21 protein-coding genes are annotated in these 24,554 nt (G+C 72.8%); 3 read left to right on the top strand and 18 right to left on the bottom strand.

Annotated elements, in window-relative coordinates; genetic code table 11:
- Positions 1–27 precede the first annotated feature (27 nt).
- From AB0C28_RS29305 to AB0C28_RS29270, 8 genes are all read right to left on the bottom strand, one after another.
- The gene (locus AB0C28_RS29305) at positions 28–702 is read right to left on the bottom strand and encodes a YoaK family protein (protein WP_358078941.1); all 675 of its coding nucleotides are present in this window, start codon (positions 700–702) and stop codon (positions 28–30) included.
- Positions 703–781: 79 nt separating this feature from the next.
- Positions 782–2,446, bottom strand: coding sequence for a glycosyltransferase (locus tag AB0C28_RS29300; RefSeq protein WP_358078938.1), 1,665 nt, complete (start codon positions 2,444–2,446; stop codon positions 782–784).
- A gap of 205 nt (positions 2,447–2,651) precedes the next feature.
- Positions 2,652–3,347: a TetR family transcriptional regulator gene (locus tag AB0C28_RS29295; protein WP_357835818.1), complete on the bottom strand. Its 696-nt coding sequence runs from the start codon at positions 3,345–3,347 to the stop codon at positions 2,652–2,654.
- Between the two features lie 71 nt (positions 3,348–3,418).
- Entirely contained in the window at positions 3,419–4,624 is a 1,206-nt protein-coding gene (locus AB0C28_RS29290; protein ID WP_358078935.1) for a cytochrome P450, read from the bottom strand.
- A 190-nt stretch (positions 4,625–4,814) separates the two neighbouring features.
- Positions 4,815–5,621, bottom strand: a complete 807-nt coding sequence (locus AB0C28_RS29285; RefSeq protein WP_358078932.1) for a pectate lyase — start codon at positions 5,619–5,621, stop codon at positions 4,815–4,817.
- 230 nt (positions 5,622–5,851) lie between these two features.
- A complete protein-coding gene (locus AB0C28_RS29280) occupies positions 5,852–6,052 on the bottom strand; it encodes a ferredoxin (RefSeq protein ID WP_358078929.1) in 201 nt (66 codons plus the stop codon).
- Positions 6,053–6,080: 28 nt separating this feature from the next.
- Positions 6,081–7,292, bottom strand: a complete 1,212-nt coding sequence (locus AB0C28_RS29275) for a cytochrome P450 (RefSeq protein ID WP_358078927.1) — start codon at positions 7,290–7,292, stop codon at positions 6,081–6,083.
- A 50-nt stretch (positions 7,293–7,342) separates the two neighbouring features.
- Positions 7,343–8,431, bottom strand: a complete 1,089-nt coding sequence (locus tag AB0C28_RS29270) for an FAD-dependent oxidoreductase (protein ID WP_358078924.1) — start codon at positions 8,429–8,431, stop codon at positions 7,343–7,345.
- 140 nt (positions 8,432–8,571) lie between these two features.
- On the opposite strand from AB0C28_RS29270, the gene AB0C28_RS29265 reads away from it, so the two are divergent.
- Positions 8,572–9,237 carry a TetR/AcrR family transcriptional regulator gene (locus tag AB0C28_RS29265; protein WP_357835800.1) on the top strand — a complete coding sequence of 222 codons (666 nt, stop codon included), beginning with the start codon at positions 8,572–8,574 and terminating at the stop codon, positions 9,235–9,237.
- On the opposite strand, the gene AB0C28_RS29260 is transcribed toward AB0C28_RS29265, so the two are convergent.
- The 3 genes from AB0C28_RS29260 to AB0C28_RS29250 all read right to left on the bottom strand — a co-directional run bounded on the left by AB0C28_RS29260 (position 9,194) and on the right by AB0C28_RS29250 (position 16,103).
- Entirely contained in the window at positions 9,194–10,951 is a 1,758-nt protein-coding gene (locus tag AB0C28_RS29260) for an aromatic amino acid ammonia-lyase (protein ID WP_357835797.1), read from the bottom strand. The genes AB0C28_RS29265 and AB0C28_RS29260 overlap by 44 nt on opposite strands.
- A 216-nt stretch (positions 10,952–11,167) precedes the next feature.
- Positions 11,168–12,919, bottom strand: a complete 1,752-nt coding sequence (locus tag AB0C28_RS29255; protein ID WP_358078922.1) for a DJ-1/PfpI family protein — start codon at positions 12,917–12,919, stop codon at positions 11,168–11,170.
- A gap of 163 nt (positions 12,920–13,082) precedes the next feature.
- Positions 13,083–16,103, bottom strand: coding sequence for an AAA family ATPase (locus tag AB0C28_RS29250; RefSeq protein ID WP_358078919.1), 3,021 nt, complete (start codon positions 16,101–16,103; stop codon positions 13,083–13,085).
- A gap of 169 nt (positions 16,104–16,272) precedes the next feature.
- Here AB0C28_RS29250 and AB0C28_RS29245 point away from each other — a divergent pair, with 169 nt between their 5' ends.
- Positions 16,273–17,034: an SDR family oxidoreductase gene (locus AB0C28_RS29245; RefSeq protein ID WP_358078916.1), complete on the top strand. Its 762-nt coding sequence runs from the start codon at positions 16,273–16,275 to the stop codon at positions 17,032–17,034.
- Positions 17,035–17,088: 54 nt separating this feature from the next.
- On the opposite strand, the gene AB0C28_RS29240 is transcribed toward AB0C28_RS29245, so the two are convergent.
- Complete coding sequence (locus AB0C28_RS29240; protein WP_357835785.1) at positions 17,089–17,751, bottom strand: hypothetical protein; 663 nt, start codon at positions 17,749–17,751, stop codon at positions 17,089–17,091.
- Complete coding sequence (locus AB0C28_RS29235) at positions 17,748–18,251, bottom strand: hypothetical protein (protein ID WP_357835782.1); 504 nt, start codon at positions 18,249–18,251, stop codon at positions 17,748–17,750. Before AB0C28_RS29235 ends, AB0C28_RS29240 begins: the two co-directional genes overlap by 4 nt.
- Before the next feature lie 197 nt (positions 18,252–18,448).
- Between AB0C28_RS29235 and AB0C28_RS29230 the strand changes: the two genes are divergently transcribed.
- Entirely contained in the window at positions 18,449–19,276 is an 828-nt protein-coding gene (locus AB0C28_RS29230) for an alpha/beta hydrolase (RefSeq protein WP_357835779.1), read from the top strand.
- Positions 19,277–19,279: 3 nt separating this feature from the next.
- Here the strand turns inward: AB0C28_RS29230 and AB0C28_RS29225 are convergent, their stop codons facing one another.
- The 5 genes from AB0C28_RS29225 to AB0C28_RS29205 form a co-directional block, all read right to left on the bottom strand.
- Positions 19,280–21,370, bottom strand: a complete 2,091-nt coding sequence (locus AB0C28_RS29225; protein ID WP_357835776.1) for an iron ABC transporter permease — start codon at positions 21,368–21,370, stop codon at positions 19,280–19,282.
- Positions 21,367–22,359 (bottom strand): iron-siderophore ABC transporter substrate-binding protein, encoded by a 993-nt coding sequence (locus tag AB0C28_RS29220; RefSeq protein ID WP_357835773.1) that lies wholly within the window; start codon positions 22,357–22,359, stop codon positions 21,367–21,369. Before AB0C28_RS29220 ends, AB0C28_RS29225 begins: the two co-directional genes overlap by 4 nt.
- 11 nt (positions 22,360–22,370) lie before the next feature.
- Positions 22,371–23,207 (bottom strand): ABC transporter ATP-binding protein, encoded by an 837-nt coding sequence (locus AB0C28_RS29215; protein WP_357835771.1) that lies wholly within the window; start codon positions 23,205–23,207, stop codon positions 22,371–22,373.
- Positions 23,208–23,257: 50 nt separating this feature from the next.
- The gene (locus AB0C28_RS29210) at positions 23,258–24,007 is read right to left on the bottom strand and encodes a hypothetical protein (RefSeq protein WP_358078914.1); all 750 of its coding nucleotides are present in this window, start codon (positions 24,005–24,007) and stop codon (positions 23,258–23,260) included.
- Between the two features lie 396 nt (positions 24,008–24,403).
- Positions 24,404–24,547 (bottom strand): hypothetical protein, encoded by a 144-nt coding sequence (locus tag AB0C28_RS29205; RefSeq protein WP_181307945.1) that lies wholly within the window; start codon positions 24,545–24,547, stop codon positions 24,404–24,406.
- Positions 24,548–24,554 lie beyond the last annotated feature (7 nt).

The raw sequence follows: 24,554 nt of genomic DNA, 5'->3' as shown, positions 1-24,554 counted from the left end.
GAGGTCCCGGTGTGCCCGCCCGCCGGCTCATGGCGGAGTCGCCCGCGGCGGCCGGACGAAGGCGCTGGCGACCAGGGTCGTGGTCACGCCCGCGAGCGCGATCACGGGCGCGGCGGCGGGCAGCGTCCACACGCAGATCGTCGCGGCGGCGGCCCCGCAGACCACGGCGAGCAGCACGGCGAGCAGCCCGGCCAGGTGCGGCTCCCCGGTGCCGGGCGTGAGGTGGCGGAAGAGCGAGCTGGTCAGCGCCCCCGTGATGAACGTCGTCGAGCCCACGAACGTGTGCAGCCGATGCGTCACCGCACTCTGCACGCCCATGGCGACCGCGGCGGCGGCGATCATCACCAGCCGCACCTCATCGGCGACCTCCGAACCCGAGACCTGGGTCAGTGCCCAGGCGACGGCCAGGCCGGTCAGCAGCACCAGCTCGACGCCGACGGCCACCCTGATGCGGGCCGACCAGCCGGTGAGCCGGCCGAGGAAGCGGAAGGCGGCGCCCAGGCCGCAGGTGAAGGCGATCAGCGCCACCACCGAGCCGACCGCGTCGGCCAGCCGGCCGTGGCCCGCCGAGACGCCGAGCAGGACCAGGTTGCCGGTCATGTTCGAGGTGAAGACCTGGCCGAGGGCGAGGAAGGTGAAGGCGTCGACCGCCCCCGAGGCCAGCGCCAGGCTCAGGACGGGCACCCGGTTGCCGTGCAGCATCCTCCCATGCTCCGCCGCCCGCCCCGCCACCTCCCGCAGGCGCGCTGACCTGCCCCGGGATCAACCGGGACGGGGCCGGTCAGTTGCGGGTTCTGCGGCCGAGGGCGCGTTTCATCCGGCCGGCCAGGATCGCGCGCATGCCGCGCCGTGCCCGCTGGTCGCGCTGGGCGGCGTGGAGTTCGCGGCGCAGCGTGCCGACTTCCCTGCGCAGCTCCACCGTGCTCTTGCGCCAGCGCGCGGCCTCGTCCCGCCACTTGGCCACCTGCTCACGCAGCCGCTCGGCCTCCTTGGCCAGCCGGGCCGCCTCGGTCTCGGCCCGCACCCTGGCCTTGTACGCCGAGCGCCGCCCCACCAGCTCGCCCGGTTCGTCGCTGAAGTCGTACGTCTCGGCGTCCACCCACCGCGCGCCGGAGACCTCGTCCACGACGTCGTCGAGGGACTCTTCGGGCCGGGCGACCAGCCGGGCGCGGGCGAAGGCGGACACCCGTTCGAGCCGGGCCGAGACGACCCCTTCGGGCGACTCCCGCAGCAGCACCTCGACCAGGCCGAGCGCCTCGTTGCGGGCCAGCGCCAGCAGCCGGGCCAGGCTGTCCTCGCCGGGCGCCCATCCCGCGGGCAGGCGCAGCACGAAGGGCGTGGACGGGTCCAGCTCCTCGGTGGTCGCCAGGCGTACCCGGGCCTCGTGCTCGTAGTGGCCGTGCACCAGGACCAGGTCCAGGTTCGGGTCCTTGAGCGGGGCGCGCCGGTCGCGGTCGAGCGTGTCCCAAGGGCCGACGACGACCACCGACAGGTCCGCGACCGTGGCGGCGAGCAGGGCGTCCACGCTGGCGCGCACGGCCTCGTAGCCGGCCGTGCCGTCCACGACCGCGGTCATGTACGGCACCTTCCACTGCCGCGCCGGATGCGTGCGCAGCCACTGGTAGGCGGGGATGCGGTCGGCGACGAAGGCGTGGCTGACCCGGTCGATGCGCTGCTGCTCGCGCATGCGCATGGTCGGGCCGAGGTGGTACGCGCGTGCCCGCGGCTCCGGGATGAACACCGCGCCCGCCTGCGCGAGGCGGTAGCCCATCTCGGTGTCCTGGCCGAGGATCAGCTCGTCGTCCATGGGCCCGGCGGCCTCGACGAGGCGGCGGCCGACCGAGGTGGCCCCGCCCACGTGCAGGCTGAACGGCCGGGCCGTGTGGCCGATGAGACCGTTGGTCCGCTCGACCAGCCCGACCAGCCAGGTGTGCGGCTCCGCCGGCTCGAACGCCGCCTCCAGGTCCTCGGGCAGCTCGGCGGGCAGCGGCGCGGAGGTGAAACGGATGTAGCCGGTCACGGAGAGGTAGGGGGCGGCGTGGTGCCAGCGCATGTGCGCCTCGACGGCGCCGGGCGTGAGCACCACGTCGGAGTCGAGCCAGTGGATGACGTCGCCGGTGGCCTCGGCCAGCCCGGCGTTGCGCGCGTTGGCCCGGCCGGGCCGGTCGCAGACGATCAGCCGGGCCGCCGTGCCCTCCGGCAGCCGCAGCGGGGGCGAGCTGCCGTTGTCCACGACGATGATCTCGGTCAGCTCCGCCGGGTACGTCTGCCGCGCCAAGCCCTGCAGCACCAGGTCCAGCTTCTCCTGGGCGCCATAGGCGGGGATGATCACGCTCACCCGGAGTTCGGGGGTGAAGAGCTCGGGCGGCTGGAGCACCCGGTAGTCGTTGCCCCGCACCCGCCGGACGTCGCCCCCGCCGGCCGGGTCGAGAGGAGTGACGGACATGCGCGCTAATGCTCCTTACTGATCGGCCCGGACGGACGGCGCCTTACTTTAAAGCACATAACTGGGAAAAAGGCCGACTTGTAAGGCGGTGCGCAAGTATTGTCCCACGTCAGAGCTGTCAGAATTCACACAGGAAATGACCAGGAGTCCACCGCACACTGACTCCCGCCCGGCACCGCACATCACGACGAAACGACGCTGCCCGTCAGCCCGTTTCCGTCGTCACCGGGGCCGGCCACAGACCGGCCAGCGCGTCCACGAGCCCGGTGGCGGTGGCCTCCCAGCTCCTCCGCGCCGTGCCGTCGCCCTCGTGCAGCGCCCGTTCGCGCTCGGCCAGCGTGTGCACGACGAGCAGGCGGCTCATGTCACTGCGCTCCCGGTGCACCTCCTCCGGCAGCTCGGGCAGCAGGCGGAACATGCCCTCAAGCGTCCGCCGCATCGAGGGCGTGGCCACGGACTCGTCGACGACGATCCGGCGCAGGCCGGGAACGGTGTCGAACTGCGCCAGGCACCGGGCCCGCCAGCACGGCACGCCCAGCGCGTCGAGGTGGTCGGTGGCCGGGCGCACCAGGCACGAGATCCACGCGCGCAGGTCGCCGGAGTCACCCGAGTCGTCGAGCGTCGCCAGCATGCGCAGGCGCCGTCCCTCGGTCTCCGTGGTGTAGCGGCGCACGATCGCGCGTACGAGATCGGGCTTGGCGCCGAAGTGGTAGCCGACGGCGAAGTTGTTCGCCTGCCCGGCCGCCTGGGCGATCTGGCGGTTGGAGACGTCGCCGACCCCGTGCTCGGCGAACAGCCGTTCGGCGGAGTCGAGGATGGCCTCCCGCGTCTCCTGCGCCCGCTCGCCCCTCCCGGCCCCGCTCACCACCGGCCTCCGCCCCCTGCCCTGCTCATCTGCCACGACGCCTCACCATCGGACCCGGACCTGTCCCAACGCCGGGCCCGTCCGAGCAGCCGACCGACGCCAAGATCTCACCATCGGATCTGGACCTGTTCCAACCCTCCCACGATCAGGCCCTCGCGGCGCCGCAACCCGGTGGCGGGGACGGCCAGCGCCAGCGTGGGCAGCCGATCGAGCAGGACCTTCAGCACGGTCTGCAGCTCGGTGCGGGCCAGCGCCTGGCCGAGGCAGGAGTGCGGGCCGACGCCGAAGGCCAGGTGCGGGTTGGGCGAGCGGTCCAGTCGCATCTCGGCGGCCTGCTCGAACTGCCGCTCGTCCCGGTTGGCCGCGGCCATGCTGCAGATCACGGTGGTGCCGCCCGGCAGCCGTTCGCCGGCCACCTCCACCTCCTCGCTGAGGTAGCGCGGCATGCCGAAGCCGGGGTTGGCGTCGAAGCGCAGCGACTCCTCCACCGCCGGCCGGATCAGCGCGCGGTCGGCCAGCAGCGCCTGCCAGCGGGCCGGATCGGCCAGCAGCATCGACATCATCTTGCCGATCATGTTGGCGGTGGTCTCGTGCCCGGCCACCAGCAGCCCCTTGGCCGTGCCCCTCAGCAGCCGCTCGGTCAGCCGCCCGTCCAGTCCCTCGACCATCGAGTGCAGCTCGCTGATCAGGTCGTCGCCCGGCTCCGCCCGCTTCGCCTCGACCAGCGCGACCAGGTACGCGTCGAACTCGGCCTGCGCGGCGTCGATCTCCTCCTGGGTGAACCTGGTCATGCTCAGCATGGTGTCCGACCAGTACGCGAACCGGTCCCGGTCGGAGTCGGGCACCCCCAGCAGGTCGCAGATCGCCCACACCGGCAGCGGGAACCCGACGAAGGAGACCAGGTCGGCCGGCTGCCCCGCCTCGACCATCCGCGCCACGAGCTGCTCGGTCATGGCCTGGATCCTGGGCTGCATCGCGGTCACCCGCTTGGCGGTGAACGCCTTGCCCACCAGTTGCCGCCAGGCCCGGTGGTGCTCGCCGGTCATGGTGCTCGCGCCGGTGAGGGTGCCGCCGAACACGCCGCCCGACTCGTTCGCGGTGACCCGCGCCGCGTCCTCGGCGTCGAGTCGCCGGGTGAAGCGCGGGTCGGACAGGACCTGTTTGACGTCGTCGTACCGGGTGAGCAGCAGCGCCTCGTCACCGCTGGCCAGCCGGATCGGCGCCACCGGGCAGCCTTGGCGCAGCTCGGCCCACTCGGGCGGCGGCTCCAGCGCGGTGGGATTGCGGAAGGGGTATTCGGGTGCTCCGGTCACGGTCGTTCCCCCTGTCGAGTGGTGGCCCGACGCCTGATGGACGCCGGCTCGATGGTATCTAAGTCACGTCGCTTACCTTAAGTCAAGTGACTCAAAGTTGCGCCAAGTCTCCGCCTCCCTTCGACAGAGAAGGGCCGTGAGCGTGGTCGCGCTCACGGCCCTGGGGGAGGCGCCGCCGTTCCCGGCGGGGTCAGCGGTAGGTGATGTCCGAGCTGGAGTAGAGGCAGTTGACGCCGTCGGCGCCTGAGCCGATCTTGGTGGGTTCGCCGCTGGTCACGCCCCGGTACTTCTCGCAGACCACGATCTTCCTGCTGGAGTCGCCGACGATCGTGACGCCCGAGAAGCGGGCGGTGTCGCCGTAGTTGGTGTTGATCCCGGCGAGCGACTTGCCAGGGGCGGTGATCGTCACGTTGGAGATGACGACGTTGCGCTTGTGCTGGGTGGAGCAGTTGCCGCACGAGCGGTAGAGCTTGCCGAAGTTGCTCACCTCGAAGTTCCTGATGTACATCGTGCCCGGGCCGTTGTGCTGGAAGACCTTGTCGCTTGCCGAGCGGGCGCCGCCGCCGTCGATGGTCATCGTCTGCGACGACGAGGTGCCCTTGAACGTGGCCGCGTCCTCGCCGACGTCCTCCCACCAGACGTTCTGCAGCGTGCAGGTGCCGGAGCAGTGGATGCCGTCGGCGGCGGGGGAGCCGAGGATGACGTTCCTCAGCACGGCCCCGTTCGCCAGCTTGAAGATCGGGTCCTGGCCCTCGTCCTGGCCGCCGCTGCCCAGGTCGCCGGTGCCGTAATAACGGACCATCCCGCCGTCGAGCGTGCCCGACACGTTGATGGTGGCGCCGACCGCCCGCTGGCCGCTCGGCGTCGGCCAGGCGGCGGCGGTCGCGTTCGTGTCCGAGACGGCGGCGGTGGCGGCGGGGCCGCTGCCGACGCCGCCCGCGACGGCCAGGGCGGCGACGATCGCCGCCGCCATCCGGGTCAGGATCGTCCTGCTCACATTCGACTCCTTGTGTACGGCCCCTCGTGCACGCGGGTGCGCGAGGGGCGGGCCGGTGGAGAACTCCTGTGAGAGTAGGAAAGCGCTTTCCAGGCGTCAACGAAGCGCCGCGCGGCCGCACCGGAGGAACGGGTGTCATGCCCGGTCAGGACATGACACCCGGCATTTCCGCGAGTGAAACTTTCAGGTCGGGACGGTTCCGGCGCCCTCAGGGCGCCGGTCCCCGGCGCTCAGGCGTCCTCGGTCACCTCGATGGCGGCGGCGGGGCAGACGGCGGCCGCCTCGCGGACCAGGGCGTGCCGGTCCGGGCCCGGTTCGGCGTCGAGCAGGAGCACGATGCCGTCCTCCTCGCGCTGGTCGAACACCTCGGGCGCGAGCAGCACACACTGGCCGGCGCCGCAGCACTTGTCCTCGTCGACGGTGACTTTCATGCGGGAACTCCCCTGTGATCGATCGGATTCACCAGCGGACGGGCACGGTGCGCAGGCCGCCGACGGCGAGCCCCTCCACGCGCTCCAGCTCCGCCACCGGCACGGCCAGCTCCAGGTCGGGCAGCCGGCGCAGCAGCACCTCCAGCACGACCTGCAGCTCGGTACGCGCCAGCGACTGCCCCAGGCAGGAGTGCGCCCCCGAGCCGAAGGACAGGTGCGCGTTGGGGCTGCGGGTCAGGTCCATCTCGGCGGCGGCCTCGAAGGCGCTCTCGTCGCGGTTGGCGGCGGCCATGCTGCAGATGACGGTCGTGCCCTTGGGCAGGACCGTGCCGCCGACCTCGGTCTCGACGGGCAGGTAGCGCGGCAGGCCGAAGCCGGAGTTGGCGTCCAGGCGCAGCGTCTCCTCCACCGCGGTGCGGATCAGCGCCGGATCGGCCAGCAGCGCCTCCCAGCGGGTACGGTCGGCCAGCAGCATGGAGACCATCTTGCCGATCATGTTGGCGGTGGTCTCGTGCCCGGCGACGAGCAGCGCCATGCCGGTGACCAGGATCTGCAGGTCGGACAGGCCGCCGTCGTCGGGGCCGCCGGCCGCGATCAGCTCGCTGAGCAGGTCCTCGCCCGGGTTCTCCCGCTTGGCCGAGACATGGCCGGACATGTAGGCGAAGAACTCCGTCTGCGCGGCCTCGATCTCCTCGCGGCGGTAGCGGGTGAGGTTGAGCAGGGTGTCGGACCAGTACGAGAAGCGCTCCCTGTCCTCGGCCGGCACGCCGAGCATGTCGCAGATGACGTACACCGGCAGCGGGAACCCGAGCCCGGCCCTGAGGTCGCCGGGAGCGCCGCGCTCGACCATCTCGTCGATGAGGTCCTCGGCGATCCGCGCCATCCGAGGGCGCAGCGCCGCCATGCGCTTGGCGGTGAACCACTTGCCGACCAGGCGCCGCCAGCGCAGATGCTCCTCGCCGGAGTCGGGGATGATCTGCGACACCTCGCTGTCGAACACCCCGCCGCCTTCGGCCGTCAGCCGGGCCGCGTCGGAGGCGCTCAGCTGGCGGGTCAGCCGCGGGTCGGCCAGCACCTGCTTGACGTCGTCGTACCGGGTCAGCAGCGTGGCCTGGTCGCCGCTGGGCAGCCGGACGTGCGCCACCGGGCAGGTGCCGCGCAGCTCCGCCCACTCCGCGGGTGGGTCGAGCGGCGCGGCGGCCGGGATCGGGTAGTTCAGGACCTGCTCGTCGATAGTCATTCGGCATCTCCTCGTGTGCGACAGATGATCGGCCGTCCGCGGGACGGCGGTCATGCGGATGAGAGGGGCTGGGGGCGCTGCCAGGCGCCGAGCGAGCGCTGCCGCAGGACGCGGGCCTGCTTGGGCATGTTCCAGCCGAGCACGCCGGTGATCTCGCCGCGCTCGCGGTAGACGGCGGCGAAACGCCCCTGCTCGGGGTCGCCCTCGGTCACGCTCACCTCGGCGTCCGGGGAGGGCAGGCCGTGCGCCTGCAGCTTGACGTCGTACTGGTCGGTCCAGAAGTAGGGGACCGGCGTGTACGGGCGGTCGGCGCCGAGCACGTTGGCCGCCACCACCTGGGCCTGCTCGGTGGCGTTGGTGCGGTTCTCCAGCCGCAGCCGCCGGCCCAGCCCCTCGTGCTCGAACGCGGCCACGTCGCCCACGGCGTAGACGCCTTCGGCGGCGCGGCAGCGCGTGTCGCACTCCACCCCGTCGCCCAGGCTCAGCCCGCTTCCCTCCAGCCAGCCGGTCGCCGGGCGGGAGCCGATGGCCACCACCACCGCGTCGGCGGGCAGCAGCTCGCCGGTGGCCAGCCGTACCCCGGTGACCCGGCCGTTCGCGCCGGTCAGCGACTCGACGGCGGCGCCGAGCCGGAGCCGGACCCCGCGATCGGCGTGCAGGCGGCCGAGCAGGGCGCCGATCACGTCGCCGAGCTGGTCGCCGAGCAGGGTGTGGCCCAGGCCGGCGAGCGTGACGTCCAGGCCCAGGCCGCGCGCGGTGGCGGCGATCTCCGCGCCGAGCACGCCCTCGCCTGCGACCACGAGCCGCGTGGCGCCGGTCAGGTGGGTACGCAGGGTGAGGGCCTCGTCCAGGCCGCGCAGCGTGTGCACGCCCGCCGGCCCGTCCTGGCCGCTCTGCCCGTCATGGCCGTCCTGGTCGTGTTGGCCGTTCTGGCTGTACTGGCCGGGCAGGTGGCGGGAGGTCAGGCCGGTGGCGATCACCACGGCGTCGGCGCGGAGCACGCGGCCCGAGGCCGTGGTGACCGAGCGCGCCCCGGCGTCCAGCGCGACCGCGCGCTCGCCCCGGACGAACCGGGCACCCAGCGCCTCAAGCTGCGCCGGCGAGCGGAGCTGGGCCTTGGCCGGCCCTGGCGGGGTCACGCCGTCCCGCTCCGATGGTGCGGGGCGGCCCGGCCGGCACGTGTCGGCATGGATGTGGTCCTTTCGCGTCGTGTCGGGCTCACTTTACCCTTCATCTGTAGGAAAACCTGCACATGTAGGTAGGCGGTAGGGTGAACGGTGTGGGCACCACGAAAGACGACCGCGCCCCTTCGGGCGATCGGCGCGTACGCCGCACCCACGCGGCGCTGGCGCGCGCGCTGATCAAGCTGGTCGAGGAGCAGGACCTGTCCAGGATCACCGTCGCCGACGTCGCCGAGCGGGCCGGCGTGAGCCGGTCGACCTTCTACGACCACTTCCGTGACGTGCACGAGCTGGCCGAGGCCGCGTGCACGGCGATGATCGACCGGCTGATCGAGTCCCTGCCCAGCCCGGCGCCCGGCATGGCCGATCCCGAGTCGGAGGCGACCCGGTCGCTTGAGGCGTTCTTCGCCGCGCTGGCCGAGCACGCGGGGCTCTACCGGGCGTTGCTGGGTCCGCAGGGCAGCGCGCGCGTCGTCGACCACATCCGGCGGCGGGCCACGGCGGGGGTGCGCGAGCGGCTGGGGCAGGTGCACACGAGCGGCACGGTCTTCGACGGGCCGTCCGGGGAGCTGCCGCAATCGTCCGGGCCGTCCGGGGAGACGCCGCTCGACGTGCCGGCGGCGTTCACGGCCGGGGCGATCATCGGGGTGGCCGCCGACTGGCTCCAGCACGGCTGCCCCCGCACCCCGGCCGAGATGGCCAAGCTGGTGTGGCCGATGTTCAGCGCGCTGTTCCGGCTGGACGCCGGGCCGCCGCAGCGCTGACGCCGGGGTCGCGCGGGCCGGGCGTCGCGGCGGAGGGCGCGGGACGCGGGACGACGGGGCGGGGGATGACGGGGACCAGCCGCCGCCCGCGCACCAGCCCGATCACCTGCTCCAGATCAGGAGTCATGTAGCGGTCGTCGGCCAGCGGCGGCACGTACCTTCTGAGCTCCGCGTGCAGCGTACGCGTGACCGGGCCGAGCGGCAGCCCCGCCATCTTCGCCGCGATGAGGTCGATGCCCTGGGCCGCCATCAGGTACTGCACCGCCAGGATGATCTCCAGCCGGTCGAGGTTCTCGTGCAGGTCCCGTACCGAGGCCATGGCCATCGTGTTGTGGTCCTCCTGGCCGTCCTTGACCGGCCGCGACAGCGTGCCCGCCGGGGTCGCCCTGACCTGCATCTCCGGGACCAGGGCGGCGGCCACCGTCTGGACCTGCACCATCCCGGAGTTCAGCCCGACGCTCCCGCCCGCGAGGTTGGCCGGCAGGCCGTAGCTCCACCTGGGCGACAGCAGCCGTCCCGACAACCCCTCCGACAGTACGCCGACGTCGGTGAGCTCGGCGTTCAGGCTGTCGGCGAGATGACCCATGACGGAGCCGTCCCAGTTGCCGCCCATCACGAACTCGTACCCGCGGCCCTTCTCGCGCCGGAAGATCAGCGGGTTGGAGGTCGAGGAGTTGGCCTCCCGCACCAGAGCCTGGCGGGCCTCGGCGAGCACCTGGCGCAGCCCGGCCAGGATGTGCGGCGCGGCCCGCACCGACACGGCGTCCTGGATGCGCGGCTCGTAGTTCGCCGGGTCGAGCCGCCTGCGGCCCTCCTCCGTCATCCAGCCCGAGCCCGCCACCATCGCGCGCAGCCGCGCGGCGACCGCGTTCTCCTCGGGGATGTGACGCTCCCTGTGCGTACGCGCGTCCAGCGACCCCCGCTCGGCCCTGGTCGCCTCCATGAACAGGGCGAAGGCCCCCTCCGCCTGGTCGGCCAGCGCGGTGGCCCGGTGCACGGCTTGCATCAGCAAGGCGGCCACCACGGTGCTGCCGCTGACGATCGGCAGCGCCTCACCCGCCTGGAACGTGAAGTCGCGCGGGAGCCCCGCCCTCGGCAACATCGCGGAGGCCGGCCCCTCCATGCCCCGGTAGCGCACCGGCGCCTCCCCGCCGAGCGCCGCCAGCCCCGCCGCCGCCTGCGGCTGCAGGTCACCGGTGCCGAGCGAGCCGATCCCCGGCATCCGGGGCACGACCCCGGCGTTGATCATGGCAAGCAGCCGCTGAGGCACCGCCGGGCGGACGCCGACCGTGCCCCTGGCCATCTGGTTCGCCTTGATGACCAGGGCCAGCCTGACCACGTCGTCCGGCAGCGGCTCGCCGACGCCCGCCGCGTGGGAGCGCAGCACGTTGCGCTGGAACTGCTCGGCCTGCTCGGGCGAGAGCGGGCGGTCCTTCAGCGGGCCGAGCGCCTGGTTCCACCCGTACACCCGCTGGCTGTCCAGGGCGGCCAGCGCGCCCGCCCGGGTCCTGTCCATGGCCTCGGCCACGTCGGGGGCGAGGCGGGCGTTGATCGGGCGGCCGTCCAGGATCGCGAACGCGTCGCGCAGCGAGAACGACTTGCCGTCCAGCGCCAGGCCCAGCACGGGAGCCGGCGGGATCGCGGGCCGGTCGGGCTCGGCGGTCGCCTGGCCGGGCACGAACAGGGCGGCGAGCAGGCCCGCTCCCGTGGCCATCCGTCCCACTCTGATCATCCTGGTCCCCCGGGCCCTCGTGGTGCCGATCGATGCGGCTCCGTTATAGCCGTGGGGAGGGGTTGGGGCGGGGGCGGCTCGTCGGGGGCGGGGTGAGTGCTTACCTCCCCTTCGGAGAGATATGGCCTCCTTCCCCGCCGCCCGGATCCGCCGGCCGGCGGGGAATGCGTGTCACGCGGGTTGGGTCGTACGGGCGTGTCATGCGGGTTGGGTCGTGGTGCGGGCGCGGAGGCGGCGTACCAGCGCGAAGGAACCGATCGCCGCCGCCGCGCCCAGCAGCGCGAGCACCAGCGGCACCGCGGTGGCCACCCACGGCCAGGCGCTGCCGCGCAGCTCGACGTCCATCACCGGGTACTCCAGCGTCTTCGCCGTCCACAGCGCCGTGCGCACGTCATACGTACGGGCGATGTCGCGCACCACCGGGTCGAACGCGAACTCCTCCGTCGTGTGCAGGTACTCGGGCCGCACCTCGCCACCCGTCCCCGCGACCTTGCGGCGGGACGCGTCCAGGCCGGGCACCAGCAGCCGGCCCACCCCGGCGGCGGTCGACGCGCGGGGCACGAACGTCAGCCCGTGCCGGGAACGCACCGTGGCCTCGCCGATCGCGAGTGTCCTGCCGACCATGGCGTGCTCGGTGTAGGAGATGAACGCCGAGGCCAGCTCCAGCTCCCCGGCCCCCTCTACGACCTGGACGCCGATGGTCGAGGGCCCGGTCAGGTAGGAGGAGTTGATGCCCACGACCGCGTCCAGCGGCTCCACGGCCGACTCGGGGATGCTCCCGGCGGTGCCGGGGGAGTAGTGCCGCCAGTGCACCCGGTCCGCCGCCGCTCGCGCGGTGTCCCCGTCGACCAGCCGCTCGAGGATCCGCAGGGCGCCGTCGACGCCGGACAGCACGCCGGCCGTGCTGATCACGTTGCCGTCGTCCACGTACCGGGTGCCGGCCACCCACTTCACCTGGGGGAAGGCGGCGCGCAGCCCGGCCAGGCGCAGCCAGTGCGAGGTGGCCGTCCTGCCGTCGAGCAGCCCGCTCTCCGCGAACGCCTGCGCGCCTCTGCAGACGCTGACCGTCAGTGTCCCCGCGGCCGACTGGCGGCGCAGCCAGTCGTTGATCGCGGCGTGCTCCGCGGCGGGCGGCTGTTGCAGCGCCGGGATCATGATGGCGTCCAGGCTGTCGTTGTGATCGGTCAGCACGCCTGCCAGCTGCTGGAACGTCAGGTCGGGCACCAGGTCCAGCCCGCCGGTCAAGGGGGCCGTCCCCGGGCCGGCCGCGACGATGTAGGTGTTCACCCGGCCGGTGCCCGCCAGCACCTCGTACGGGCCCAGCAGGTCGGCCACGTTCGTGCCCTCGCTACTGGTCAGCAGGGCCACCGTGGGCTTGGCCGGGTCGTGCGTGCGCGGCACGGGCTTGACCGACACGGTGCCCTCGCGCCGCTCGTACAGGTCGGCGAACTTGCCGATCGTGTTCACCGCGGCCACCGCCCCCGGGACGAGCAGCGCGACCAGCACCACCGCCGCCCTCTTCGCCCACTTCGGGTTGACGGTGAGGCGGTGGGAGTGGCGCGTGTACTCCTCACGCCGCCGCAGCATGGCCAGCGCCATGAAGACGAACATGAGCACGTGGCCGGCCGACATCACCACATGGCCCGCCAGCACGCCGAACCAGTAGGGGACGAGCAGGATCAGGAACGGCGCGAACATCGCCACCCCCATCTCGGCGACGGCGGCCCAGTGGTGGCGGCGCACCCGCATCCAGACCGCCATGCCGATGACCATGTCGGCGGCCATGACCAGGACGTCCACGTCCGTCCCTGTGTCTGGGGGCAGCACCAGGCCCCATAACGGGGCGAGCAGCAGCATTCCGGCGAACATCGCGATGACCATCTCGACGTAGTGCCAGATGAATCGGAGTACAGGGCGGGTTCTGGTGGGGTGGGGGTCGGGGGCGGTCATGACCGGACTCCTGACGTACGGGGGATCGTGACGTCACCGACGTTAGGAAACAGGGCACCACGGCCGAATCAGTGAAGTCGCCGGTCCTGGTTCGCGGGGTGAGGCGTTCGGCCGGTCATGAGGCGAGGCGATCGTTCAGCCACAAGGCGAGGCGTTCGTCTGGTCACGAGGCGAGGCGTTCGGCCAGGACCAGGCGGATGAGCTCGGCCCTGGAGGTGATGCCGGCTTTCTGGAAGACCTTGCGCAGGTGGTAGTCGACGGTGCGCGGGCTGAGGAAAAGCCGGGCGGCGATCTCACGGTTCGTCAGCCCCTCGGCGACGGCCAGCGAGACCCGCAACTCCTGCGGGGTGAACAGGCCCAGCGCATCCCCGTCAGCAGCCGCTCTGGACGCCGCCTCCCTAGACGCCGCTTCCCCGTTCACCTCCACCGGCGTCGGCCCGCCGGCAGCTCTCGGGTGTGCGGTCTCAGCGCCGGCCCGCGCCCGTGCCGCCTCATCGGCGTCCGCGTGCGCCGCCCGAGTGATGGTCCTCCCACGTGACGGCACTCCGGCGGTCCTGGGGCGGGTCGACTCGCCGGTGGCGCGCAGTTCGCCCTCCGCCCGCTCGGCCCAGGCGTGTGCGCCCATGCGGCGGAAGCTGTCGGCGGCCTCCCGCAGGTGCACCTGGGCCTCGTTGCGCCGCCGGTCCCGCCGCAACTGCTCGCCGCACAACAACCGGGTACGGGCGCACTCGAACGGCGAGTCGGCCATCGCGTACAGGTGCAGCGCCTCGGCATAGTGACCGTCCGCGCCACCATCGGTGCTGACCAGCGCCCGGCAACGAGCCACAAGCGCCGCCACCTCCGGCACCACCACCAGGTCCGCTGCGACGCCGAATTTCGCCGCCGCCGGTTCGGGGCCGGTCGTAGGCGGTGCGAGTTCGGGGGTGTGGCCGGTCCACTTCTCGTAGCGGGTTGTCGCGTCGATGGCGCGGTCGTTCTCGCCGGCGCGTACGAGGGCTTCGACGAGGTCGGGAAGGACCCCCATGGCCAGGTCGGGCGGAGGGTCGGCGGTCCAGTCGCCGATCGACTCGAAGTGCCGGGCAGCCTCGCGGTGCCGGCCGGCCACCAGCTCGATCAGCCCCAGCGCCCGCCTGGCATACGCCATCGCGTCGCACAGCTTGCGGTCGCTCGCCTCGGCCAGCACCTCGGAGGCCAGCCGCGCGGCGTCCGGCCGTCCCTTGAGCGCGGCGCACAGGGCCAGTAACCCCCGGTTGCGGCAGGCGGTGTTCGGCTGGCTGGCGTCGGCGGCGAACTGGCAGCCCTCCTCGGCATGAGCCTCTGCCAGCCCGAACCTGCCCCGCGCGAGCTCGTCGGCGGCCTGGTATTCGAGGTTCCACGCCAGCGCACCCAGCGACCCACCGGCCCGGGCCAGCCGCCCGGCCTCGCGGTAGAGCCGCCGGCCCAGCTCATGCTCACCGAGCTGCCGGGCAACGCCTCCGGCCAGGGTGAGCGTGGCCGGATCGGTGATCGTCTCGAACCCGCCATGGTCACTCTGAGCCCCCGCCGTACCCAGGCTGGTCGAGCCCTCGCCCTCGTCGGACCCCGCCGCACGCCCGGAGGACGGTCGCCGGAGGAGGTGGCCTGTGCGGCGGAGGCTGAGGCGGTGGAGGAGGCGCAAGACCTCGTCCTCTGGTTCGTTCAGCGGGACCTCGCCGAGCCAGCCGGCCAGGTCGGCCCAGGTTTCCGGGCGGTTGGCGCGCAGGCCGAGATCGCCGTACATCGCGATGGTGGGGGTGAACAGGCGCCGGTCGATGCGCAGCGCGCGCGGGATCCAGGGACGGATGAGCTCCAGCGCGTCCTCGGTCGAGCCGGCGAACTCCGCCACGATGGCCCGCACCGCCGCCAGGGCGATCCGGTCGGCCTCCTCCAGGTGCGGCTCGCGTGTGGCACGGTCGAGCAGGTCGGTGGCGGCGGCGGTGAGCCCGCCCTGGACGGCGGCCAGGGCGGCGCCCCAGAACCGGCGTCCGCGGCGCGGGCCTTCAGCGGTGAGTTCGGCGGCCCGAGACAGCGCGGACATGGCCGCCGCAGGACCACCACGCAGGGCGGCGTGCTCGGCCGAGCGTTCCAGTTCCCCGGCGGCGCGCTCGTCGTGCCCGACGGCCGCCTGCCCGAGGTGCCAGGCGCGCCGGTGCTGGTCGGCCTGCCCGTCGAAGGCGGAGGCGAGCGCCCGGTGGATGGCCGCGCGCCGGTGCACGGAGGCGCTGTGGTAGATCGCGGAACGGATCAGCGGATGCCGGAACACCAGCCGCGTCCCGTCGTACGTGAGCAGCTCGTCGATCTCGGCCCGGTGCAGCGCGTCGGACGGGATCCGCAGCGCGGCGGCGGCCCGCTCGACGGTGTCGACGCTGCCCGAGCCGTCGGCGGCGATCAGCTGGAGCAGTGGCAGCTCGGCGGCGTGCCGGTCCATGACCTTGGCCAGGAACGAGCGCTGCAGCTCCTCGGTCATGGCCGGCGGCTGCTGCGCCCCGTCCGGGTGCGGCTCCCGGCCGGCGAGTTCGAGCAGGGCCAGCGGGTTGCCGCCGGTGACGGCCAGCAGCCGGCGCTGCTCGCCGTCGCTCAGCCGCCGCCCGGCCAGCAGCGCCCTGGCCGCGTCCGGTTTGAGACCCATGAGGGGTACGCGGCGCAGCGCCGGCAGGTCGGTGTCGTGCCCTTCGTCGGCGCGCGCGGCCAGCGCCACCACCACGGGCTCGTTGTCCAGGCGCCGCGCGACGAACGCCACCGTCTTCAGCGTCGGCTGGTCCGCCCAGTGCGCGTCGTCGATGACGCACAACACCGGCCGCTCGCCGGCCCACAGGGACAGCAGCGACAACGCGGACAATCCAACTAGGAAGGGGTCCGGCGGCGTGCCGTGCGCCCGCCCGAACAGCACGCTCAGGGCCTGCGCCTGCGGGCCGGGCAGCTCGTCCACCGCGTCGAGGGCGGGGAGCAGGAGCTGGTGCAGGGTCGCGTACGGGAGGTCGGCCTCCGGCGCGACGCCGACGGCGCGGAGCATTCGAAAGCCGGTGGCCCGCTCTTCGACGTACGACAGCAGCGCGGTCTTCCCGATGCCGGGCTCCCCATGCAGGACGACCCCGCCACCGCGCCCTTCGCGCGCCCGCCGCAGCAAGGAGTCGAGCAGCGCGGTCTCGCCGTCTCTCCCCAGCACACGGCGAGCATAGAAAGCGCGCGGTGCCGGTGACAACGCCTTTTGGGCCGCCAGACTGGCGACTTCACTGATGCGGGCGCGGCGGCCCGCCTCCTAGCGTCGGCGACGGAAGTCCAGACGGAGGTTCAGACGGAGTCCAGCGGACGAGCCGAGGGCGAGGATCATCTCCATGGCGTACGAGGCGGTGCCGGAAGCGGCACATGAGGTGGCACGCGGGGTGGTGGACGGCGTGGCGCGCGAGCCGCTTCGTGGGCGCACCGTTCTCGTCACCTGCGCGGGTACGGGTGCGGGCGTGGCGGTGGCGTGGGCGCTGAGCAGGGCCGGTGCCGGCGTGGTGCTCGCCGCTGCCGACACGGGGCCGCTGGAGGAGCAGGCCGCGCGCATCGGGGCGGCCGGTGGTCATGCCATCGCCGTCCGCACGGATCTGACCGACCAGGTGGCGGTACGGCGGCTGGTCGAGCAGACCCTCGGCGCCTTCGGCCGACTCGACGCCGCATGCAACGACGCCGCATGCAACGACGCCGCATGCAACGACGCCGCATGCAACGACGCCGCATGCGCTGATGCCGCTTGCGCTGATGCTGCTCGGAACGACGCCACCTGCGCTGACACTGCCTGCAACGACGCCGCCTGGACTGACGCCGGGGCGAACGGCGGCCGGGCGTGCGGGCCGGCGCTGGCGATGCGGTACGAGATCGCATCGATGCGCCCCGGCGGCTCCATCGTCAACCTGGCGCCAGGTCCCGCCGGGATCGCGCTGACCCGGGCGACGGCACGGGAGCTGGCCGGCTCGGGGATCCGGGTCAACGCGGTGGCCGCAGGCGAGCCGGACGAGGTCGCCGCCGTCGTCGTCTGGCTGTGCTCGGACGACGCCGCCCACGTCACCGGCGAGACGCTCAACCCGCCCTCCCTACGCCCCCCGCCCCGCTGACCCGGCACCCGGAAGCAGCCCGTGAGCCGCGCTCCCGCAGGTCGCTGACCACTGTCACAGCGGGACGCGGCACAGCAGCCGGGTCGCGTCCAGATACTGGGCGTCGATGAACCGCCCCGACAGCCGCCCCGCCACCACGAGCCAGTTCTCCAGCCACAACCCCAGGCTGCCCACCGGCTTGGCCGGCCCCGTCGTATGGAAGTCGATCAGGCCGGGACGGCTCGGCGCGAGCCCGTCGGCGTGCTCGCGAAAGGCCCAGGGCGTGGCGATGTCCCGAGGGCTCAGCTCCCCGGCCGTGGTCCCGTCCGAGTAGGACAGATCGTGCACGCCGATACCGTGACGATCCCACACCACCCGTACGAACCGGCGCCCGTCGGCGGCCGGGAGGTCGGTGCGGGGCGGCGGTCCTGCGATGGTGATGACGTGGGTCCAGCCGGGGGAGTGCTCGCCGATCCAGAGCAGCTCCTTGAACGCGTACGGCTCGTACGACCGCATCGCCGAGCCGAGCCCGCAGGCGACCCCGGCGGCCGGGTCGGCGCCGAGCAGGCGGGCGACGTCGGCGGGGTCGCCCTCGATCCAGATCCCGGCGAACAGGTCGCCGAGCCCACGCGCCGCGAGCAGGGGCCACTGCGCTTCATGCGTCAGGCTCGACTGAGCCTCGTGCGTCAGGGATGACTGTGCCTCACATGTCAGGGGCGACTGTGCCTCGTGCGTCATGAGGACACCACCCGCCGCAGCGTCCGCCGTTCGGCGAGCCAGCCGGCATCGACGAAGCGGCCGGTGATCCGCCCGATGGCGATCAGGTGGGGTTCGAGGTCGTCCTCGTCGCCCAGGTCGTCGTTGAGCTGCAGATCGTCCAGCCCTTCCTCCTCGTACAGGGCGCAGGGGCCGGAGAACTCGTCGATCTCCCGCGCGTACCACAGGTCGAAGACGCGCCGCTCCGACAGGCCGAGGCTGGGATCCGCGTCGCCGAGCACGAGGGCGAACGTCCAGCCGGGCGCGTGCGGGCCCATCCAGGCGACGGTGGCGCGCGAGCCGATCCCGCTCCAGCGCAGCGCGGTGGTCAGGTCGCAGTCGAACGTGTCGCCGGGGTCGCAGCCGGCCTCGGCGGCGATGGTCTCGACGTCGTCGCCTTCGATCCAGGCGGCCTGGAAGTCTCCGCTCAGCCCGGCGGCGGTCAGCAACTCCCACTGGCTCGTTTCAGGAAATAAGCCCACGTGGCTCCTCGGGTCGGCGTACGGATCAACAAGGGCGTACCGATCAACAAGATCGTATAGCCCTGCCACGGCCAGGCACAGCGTCCGGTAAAGGGCTGGATACCCGATTTTGGGGAGACGTGCGGTAGGCGTTCGCTTGGGGGTGGGTATCGCGCTCGTGGACAGGGCACGACCACCGAGCACGGGGGAGCACGACCATGCCTTACGTCACCACGCGCGACGGCAACGAGATCTACTACAAGGACTGGGGATCCGGCCCCCCGGTGCTTTTCTGCCACGGCTGGCCGCTGAACGCCGACGCGTGGGACGACCAGCTGAAGATGGTCGCCGACAACCATTTCCGCGGCCTCGCCCACGACCGCCGCGGCCACGGCCGCTCCTCCCAGCCCTGGGACGGCTACGACTTCGACACCTTCGCCGACGATCTCGACGACCTGATCACCCAGCTGGACCTGCGGGGCGTCACGCTGGTCGCGCACTCGATGGGCGGCGGCGAGCTGGCCCGCTACATCGGCAGGCACGGCACCGGCCGGGTCGCCAAGGCGGTGCTGCTGGCGGCCATCCCGCCGGTCATGGTCAAGTCGGCGGACAACCCCGAGGGCACGCCCGACACGGTGTTCGACGCCATCAAGGAGGGGATCATCGCCGAGCGCGCGCAGTTCTGGCGCGACACCGCGGAGACCTTCTTCGGCGCGAACCGGCCCGGCAACCGGGTCACCCAGGGCAACAAGGACGCCTTCTGGTTCATGGCGATGCACCAGAACATCCAGGCGGCGGTGCGGTGCGTGGACGCGTTCGGCTACACCGACTTCACCGAGGACCTCAGGAAGTTCGACATCCCGACCCTGGTCGTGCACGGGGACGACGACCAGATAGTGCCCATCGCGGCGGCCGGCGCCAAGTCATCGAAGATCATTCCCACGTGCACGTACAAGGTCTACGAGGGCGGCTCGCACGGGCTGGCCAACGTGCCGGGCACCAAGGAGCGGTTCAACGCCGACCTGCTGGAGTTCCTGCGGACCTGAAATTCAGGCGGCCTCGCCGCCGGCCCGCGCCCGCCACAGCAGGTAGATGAAGTACGGCGTGCCGATCAGCGCCGTCACCAGCCCCGCCGGCACCTGCGCGGGCGCGATCACGGTACGCCCGAGCGTGTCGGCCAGGCTGACCAGCAGGGCGCCGAGCAGCGCGGCCACCGGGAGCAGCCGGGTGTGGTGCGCGCCGACCAGGGCGCGGGCCGCATGGGGGGCGACCAGGCCGACGAAGCCGATGACGCCGACCGCCGACACCGCCGTAGAGGTGAGCAGCACGGCCCCGGCCAGCGCGCCGAGGCGTACCGGCTCCAGGGGCACGCCCAGGACGCGCGGCGTGTCCTCGTCGAGGGAGAGCAGGTCGAGGTCGCGGCGCAGCCAGACCAGCAGCGGCACCACGATCAGCAGCGCCAGCGTGACGGGGATCAGCTGAGCCGGCATGCGCCCGTACGTGGAGCCGGACAACCATGTCAGGGCCTTGGCCGTGTTCCACGGGTCGGACTGGACGATGATCAGGATGGTGATCGCCGTGCAGGCGGCCTGCACGGCCAGGCCGATCAGCACCAGTCGGTCGGAGCTCAGCCCGCCGCGCCAGGCCAGCCCGTACACGAGGGCGAAGGCGAGCAGCGCGCCCAGGCCCGCGGTCAGGGACATCATCCAGATCCCGGCCATCGGCGCCAGCGTGATCAGCCCGATCGCGCCGACCCCGGCACCGGCGGTGACGCCCAGCACGCCCGGCTCGGCCAGCGGGTTGCGGCACACGGCCTGCACGGCCGCGCCGGCCACGGCCAGCGCGGCGCCCGCCAGGGCGGCGGCCATCACCCGAGGCCAGCGCTGGTCGAGCACGAAGGTCAGCGCCCGCCCGCTGCGCGCCTGCAGCCAGTTGGCGACGTCGCCGGTGAGCAGCCAGCGGTCCCCGCCCAGCAGGCCCAGCACCAGCGCGCCCGCCAGCAGCGCCGCGCAGACGCCCACCACGATGAGGAACGCCGTCCGCGAGCGGCCCGCGCCGGTGCGCACGGCAGGGGGCCGCCTGGTGGGGCCCGCGTCGCGGTAACGGCGGGCCAGCCACACCATGACGATCGCGCCGATGACCGTGGTGACCACGCCGGGCGGCACCTCGACGCCGGCCTGCGCGCCGAGCACGGCACGCAGCAGGATGTCGGAGGCGAGCACGATGAGCACGCCCACCAGCCCCGACAGGGGGAGCATGGTGCGGTTCCTGTGCAGGGCGGGGATGGACCTGGGCAGCAGCCGGACGATCACCGGCGCGCACAACCCGACGAAGCCGATCGGCCCGGCGATGGTCACCGCCGCCGCCGACAGCAGCACCGCCAGCAGGGTCAGCCAGAGCCGCAGCCGCCGGACGTTCACGCCGAGCACGGTGGCGGTGTCGTCGCCCAGCCCGAGGATGTCCAGCCGGGGCCCGGCCAGCATCGCGGCGGCCAGCGCCGCCAGGATCACCGGGCCGAGCTGGGTGACGGCGTTCAGGTCGCTCTGCACGAGCGAGCCGCTGCCCCAGGCGAACAGCCCGACCGTCTCCTGCTGGAAGAGGATCATGACCAGGTTCGTCAGCGAGGAGAGTGCCAGCGAGGTGGCGGAGCCGGCCAGGATCAGCCGGGTGGTCCCGCTGCGCCCGCCCGCCGACAGCGCCAGCACCAGGGCCGCCGCGGCCAGCCCGCCGAACAGGGCCAGCCCGCCGGACACCGGCACCGGCAGCACCAGCCCGAACGCCGCGGCGGCGGCCACGGCCAGGTACGCGCCCGCGCTGACGGCCAGCGTGTCCGGCGAGGCCATCGCGTTGCGGGCGATCGTCTGCAGCAGCGAGCCCGCCACGCCCAGCGCGAGCCCGACGCAGACGCCGGCCAGCAGCCGGGGCAGCCGGGAGGCGAGCAGCACGCGGGCGGCCTCGTCACTGCCGCCGAACGGCAGCGCCAGCAGGTCGAGCGCGCCGACCGAGGAGGTGCCCTGCGTCACGTGCACGGCGGCCACCAGCACGGTGGCCGCCAGGGTGAGAAGGACGACCCCGGCAGCGCCGATCCGCCGGAGCGGGGTGTCCGGCGGCGCCGCCGGGGTCAGGACGTCCGTGCTCAAGCCGAGAACGCCTTCACCAGCTCGTCGGCGAACTGCCGGCAGGACAGGGGCCCGCCGAAGGTCCAGATGCCGTCAGGCAGCTTGACGACCTGCTTCTTCTCGACGAACGGCAGCGACTTCCAGATGGCGTTGTCCTGCAGCCCGTCGGTGAACACGTCCTCGCCGTCGGAGGCGTTGTAGAAGAAGCGCAGGTCGGGGTCCTTGAGCACGCTCAGGCCCTCGACGTCGGTGGTGCCGAGGCCCCAGTCCTTGTCGACCTTGCCGGTCCAGCCGTTCTTGAGCCCGAGCTGCTCGGCCACGTCGGAGACGAGCGCGCCCTTGCCGAACAGGCGAACGGAGATCGTGCTGCCCTGCTTCCAGCCGTCGGCCATGACGAACGACTTGCCGCCCGCGCCCGCGGCTTCGATCTTCTGCTTGCCGGCGGCCAGGGCCGCGTCGAAGTCCGCGAGCTGCTTGGTGGCCACGTCGGTCTTGCCGACGGCGGTGGCGATCATGTTGAGGTCGTCGCGCATGCGCTTGAGGTTGTCGGAGGCGTCGCTGCCCTTGGCCACCAGCACCGGCACGAACTTCTCCAGCTGCTCGATCAGCCCGGCGTCGTCGGACTCCATGAGCACCAGGTCGGGCTGCAGGGCGCTGATGGAGTCGACGCTGGGCTCCTGCCGGTCGCCGACGTCCTTGACCGAGGCGTCGAGCTTGACCGCGGTGTCCCAGGTGGCGTAGCCCTTCACGTCGGCCGCCCCGACCGGCATGACGCCGAGACCGGCCAGCATCTCGGTCTCACCCCATTCCAGGCTGACCACCCGGGTGGCCGGGCGGTCGAGCGTGACCTGCTTGCCGCGGCTGTCGGTGACGGTCACGGGAGCGGCGGTGGCGGAAGGCGTGCCACTCGCAGCGGTCTGCTCGGGTACGGGGGCCTCGGTCGTGCCGCACGCGGCGAGAACGACCATGGCGGCGGCGGTCGTCAGGGCAGCCGTCAAGGCTCTGCGCATGGTGCTTCCTGTCATGTCGTGGCGGAGACGCTGTTGTCCTGGCGTCCGCCGGTGTTGTGGCGGCCGATCGGCCGGGTGATGACGGTTCCGGTGACCGGGTCGGCGCTGACCTCGATGCGGATGCCGTACGCGTCGGTGAGCAGGTCCTCGGTGAGGACCAGGGCGGGCGGCCCGTCCGCGCGGACGCGCCCCTGGTGCAGCAGGACGACGTGGTCGGCGATCTCGGCGGCCTGGTTGAGGTCGTGCAGGACGACGCCGATCGCCACGCCGTGCTCGTCGGCCAGGTCGCGGATCAGTTCGAGCAGCTCCACCTGGTAACGCAGGTCGAGGAACGTGGTCGGCTCGTCGAGCAGCAGGACGCCGGTGTCCTGGGCCAGGCACGTGGCCAGCCACACGCGCTGCAGCTCGCCTCCCGAGAGCTCGTCCACGGGCCGCTCCGCCATGGCGGTGACGCCGGTCAGCTCCATCGCCCTGGCGACGGCGGCGGCGCCGCCGGGGTCACCGGCCTTCCAGCGGCGCCGGTACGGATGGCGGCCGTACCCGACGACGTCGCGCACCTGGACGCCGCCCGGCGTGGGACGGCTCTGCGAGAGCAGCGTCACCCGCCGGGCGAAGTCGCGAGCCGGCAGGCCGAGCGCGCTCGTGCCGTCGGCCAGCGTCACGGTGCCGCCGTCGGGGCGGTGCAGTCTGGCGAGCGCGCGCAGCAGCGTGGACTTGCCGCTGCCGTTCGGGCCCACCAGGGCGGTCACGTGGCCGGGCCGCAAGGTGATGCGACCGTCCTCGACCACGGTGGTGCCGTGGTAACTGAGGGATAGCTCCGCGCCGCGGAGAGAGATCTCCTCGGTCATGGGGATAAGGTTAGGCTACCCTTGCCAAATCCGCCATGCCGGGGTCGCGATCAGTGCCTCGGTACGGTGACCGGCGCGCTGAACGGCAGCACGAAGAGCGGTCCCGTCACCACGGCGCCCTCGCTGCCCGGCCCGTAGGGCAGGTCGGCGAGCTGGCGGCAGGTGCCCCGGTCCTCGATCCCGAAGACCGCGTTCCGGCCGTCGGCGCCCGAGTTGAAGCGGCCGACGAGCGAGATGCGGTCGCGTACCCGGCCCCGCTCGTCCACGAAGAACCCGTGGATCGGCGCGGTCGCGGCGAACGAGCCGGGGGTCAGCACCTCCTGCACCAGGTCGGAGATCAGGAACCGCACCGTGGCGCCGTCGGCGTCGGTCGCCGTGCCGTCCAGTTCGCCCAGGAACGGGGTGAAGATGCCCGGCGCGCCGGCGGCGAACCCGGGCGGGTAGGGCAGCGGCCGCACGGCGGTCTGGGAGACGCGCCAGGTGCGCTTGAAGGTGCCGGTCCTGATCGTGTACGTGCCGTTGCGGCATTCGAACGGGCGCAGCGTCAGCCCGGTGAGGTCGATCGTCTGCCGCACGATCGGGTTGCCGGTGGCGGGGTCGCCGAACCTGTTCTCGTCCACCCGCACGTCGAGGCCGCGCGGGGTGAGCCTCAGCACGAAGCCGGGGCCGACCGCCTTGACCTGGAACCGGCTCTCCTTGACCGTCAGCCCCGGGGCGCCCGGCTGCCCGTGAGCGGCGGCGGCGGTGCCGGGGGAGAGGGTGACGGCCAGGGCCGTGAGCAGGGCGAAAGTGGTGCGCATGACTGGTCTTACGGGACTCATCGGTCCTCCTCGCAGCCGCGACGATCACGTCATCGTACGTCGGGCCCGATCTGACGTCGATCACGAAATCCGGCCCGCCGAGGTCCTGCCCGGCGGCAGGATGGGGTCAAGATCTTTCGAAGGGAGCCGCGGTGGGGAGCGTGAGCAGGCGGGGGCTGCTGACCGCCTCCGGCGCGGGCGTGGCGGCCGGGGCGGCGGCGACGGCGGGTGCCTTCCTGCTGGGCGATGGTGCGGCAGGCGCCACACCGGCGACTAAGCCGGCAACGACTAAGCCGGCAACCACCCGCATGCGAACGCTCCGGTTCAAAGAATGATCAACCCGGGCAACCATCGATATCGTTTACAGAGGCCATCAATGATCTCGGGCCGATGCGTTCAACCGGCGATCACGCCGGCGTCGGACAGGGCCGCCAGGATCAGCGCGGCGCACAGCAGGGCCACGGGCCACGCCTTCTGGCTGAGGGCCACGACGACGCCGGCGAAGAGCGCGACGACGGCCAGCACGAGCGGGACGTTCATACCGCAG

It is taken from the genome of Nonomuraea sp. NPDC048892 (genome assembly GCF_040649735.1).
Taxonomy (GTDB): Bacteria; Actinomycetota; Actinomycetes; order Streptosporangiales; family Streptosporangiaceae; genus Nonomuraea; species Nonomuraea maheshkhaliensis.
The sequence above is the reverse complement of the archived record's forward strand: the minus strand, read 5'-3'. Positions and strand labels throughout refer to the sequence as shown.

What these genes read in the sequence shown, in the direction of transcription:
- AB0C28_RS29205 (WP_181307945.1), bottom strand. Translation starts at nt 24,547, where the DNA reads ATGAACGTCCCGCTCGTGCTGGCCGTCGTCGCGCTCTTCGCCGGCGTC.
- AB0C28_RS29305 (WP_358078941.1), bottom strand. Translation starts at nt 702, where the DNA reads ATGCTGCACGGCAACCGGGTGCCCGTCCTGAGCCTGGCGCTGGCCTCG.
- AB0C28_RS29240 (WP_357835785.1), bottom strand. Translation starts at nt 17,751, where the DNA reads ATGACGCACGAGGCACAGTCGCCCCTGACATGTGAGGCACAGTCATCC.
- AB0C28_RS29245 (WP_358078916.1), top strand. Translation starts at nt 16,273, where the DNA reads ATGGCGTACGAGGCGGTGCCGGAAGCGGCACATGAGGTGGCACGCGGG.
- AB0C28_RS29220 (WP_357835773.1), bottom strand. Translation starts at nt 22,359, where the DNA reads ATGCGCAGAGCCTTGACGGCTGCCCTGACGACCGCCGCCGCCATGGTC.
- AB0C28_RS29280 (WP_358078929.1), bottom strand. Translation starts at nt 6,052, where the DNA reads ATGAAAGTCACCGTCGACGAGGACAAGTGCTGCGGCGCCGGCCAGTGT.
- AB0C28_RS29260 (WP_357835797.1), bottom strand. Translation starts at nt 10,951, where the DNA reads ATGGCCACGGGAGCGGGCCTGCTCGCCGCCCTGTTCGTGCCCGGCCAG.
- AB0C28_RS29230 (WP_357835779.1), top strand. Translation starts at nt 18,449, where the DNA reads ATGCCTTACGTCACCACGCGCGACGGCAACGAGATCTACTACAAGGAC.
- AB0C28_RS29210 (WP_358078914.1), bottom strand. Translation starts at nt 24,007, where the DNA reads ATGCGCACCACTTTCGCCCTGCTCACGGCCCTGGCCGTCACCCTCTCC.
- AB0C28_RS29300 (WP_358078938.1), bottom strand. Translation starts at nt 2,446, where the DNA reads ATGTCCGTCACTCCTCTCGACCCGGCCGGCGGGGGCGACGTCCGGCGG.
- AB0C28_RS29255 (WP_358078922.1), bottom strand. Translation starts at nt 12,919, where the DNA reads ATGACCGCCCCCGACCCCCACCCCACCAGAACCCGCCCTGTACTCCGA.
- AB0C28_RS29215 (WP_357835771.1), bottom strand. Translation starts at nt 23,207, where the DNA reads ATGACCGAGGAGATCTCTCTCCGCGGCGCGGAGCTATCCCTCAGTTAC.
- AB0C28_RS29275 (WP_358078927.1), bottom strand. Translation starts at nt 7,292, where the DNA reads ATGACTATCGACGAGCAGGTCCTGAACTACCCGATCCCGGCCGCCGCG.